Here is a 1,246-nt window from a genome sequence, read left to right on the forward strand (position 1 = left end):
TGAACTGGTCAACTAATTTTGGACACCAGTTACGGTTTTCATGCCGCCAGTTTTTCCATAGCTACCGGTGAACGATAGCCGTTGTAGCTATGGAGCCTGACGTTGTTGTAACGCATCACGTAGCGTTGCACGTCTATGCGGGCTTCATGCTCAGAGTTGTAGCCATCTTCTGGCACCCACTCTGATTTAAGGCTCCCAAAGAAACGCTCCATCGGGGCGTTATCCCAGCACTCACCTTTGCGACTCATGCTTTGCAAAAGTCCATGCTTGCGCATCTCATTTCTGAATTTATGGCTGGTGTATTGGCAGCCTTGATCAGAATGAAACAGCACCTCTTTTGGYCGGCCTCGGAGCTCGACCGCCATGCGCAACGCTTCGCAGGTCAGCGTGGCATCGGAAATCATCGAAAACGACCAGCCGACAATCCGGCGAGCGAACAGATCCAGAACTGCCGCAAAGTACAGCCAGCGCGTGCCGACCTTGATGTACGTCACATCGCYACACCACACCTGATTGACCGCTGTAACATCAAACTTGCGCTTTARCACATGCGGCGCCACCAGTGCTTCCACGCCGGAAGATTTGTACTTGTGCCGCCGGCGCTGACGACTGGCAACGCCCGCTTCGCGCATCAGGCTGCGAGCCATATGCCGCCCGACACGGTGTCCCTTGGCTTGCAGCTCCTTGGCCAAAGTGCGCGAACCAGCAGATGATCTGGATTCCTTGTGATGTTCGACCAGCACGGCTTTGAGTTTCTCCCGCTCAGGTTTGACCTTGCCTTGGCGCTGACGCCAGGCATAAAAGCTGCTGCGGTTGACGCCGAACGCCCGACAGCAATTGTTAACGCCGTACTGCTCGTCCAGCTCATCGATCAACGTGAATGATCTTTGGCGTCCAACAGCAGGAGAGCACTGGCCTTTTTTAGGATTTCGATATCCAGGTCTTTTTGCCTGAGCAAGGCTTTGAGTTGCTGGATCTCTCGCTGATCGGCGGTAATCGCCTTAGCGCCCACCGGAGTCGAGCCCAAACGTTCCTTCCGAACCTGGTCGACCCAGCGGCGCAGGGCCGTAGGACCGATATCCAGGCTGGCGCAGACCTCGGGAACCGACTGTCCCTCGTCCAGCACCATGCTCGCCGCCTTGAGTTTGAACTCACTGGAATAAGATTTACGCATAGCCAAAACACCTCAGATTTGGGCGCCATCATAGCGCCCGATTGAAGTGTCCAAAATCATTAGGCCAGTTCA

General features: G+C 55.0%; 2 protein-coding genes. Both read right to left on the reverse strand.

What is annotated here, in order from left to right; genetic code table 11:
• Window positions 1-38: 38 nt before the first annotated feature.
• Window positions 39-875 (reverse strand): IS3 family transposase, encoded by an 837-nt coding sequence (locus AC1DU9_RS29795; RefSeq protein WP_477811269.1) that lies wholly within the window; start codon window positions 873-875, stop codon window positions 39-41.
• Window positions 872-1,174 (reverse strand): transposase, encoded by a 303-nt coding sequence (locus tag AC1DU9_RS29800; RefSeq protein WP_223464023.1) that lies wholly within the window; start codon window positions 1,172-1,174, stop codon window positions 872-874. The genes AC1DU9_RS29795 and AC1DU9_RS29800 overlap by 4 nt, the downstream gene beginning before the upstream one ends.
• Window positions 1,175-1,246 lie beyond the last annotated feature (72 nt).

The sequence above is a fragment of the Pseudomonas sp. P4_C1 genome, assembly GCF_056402155.1.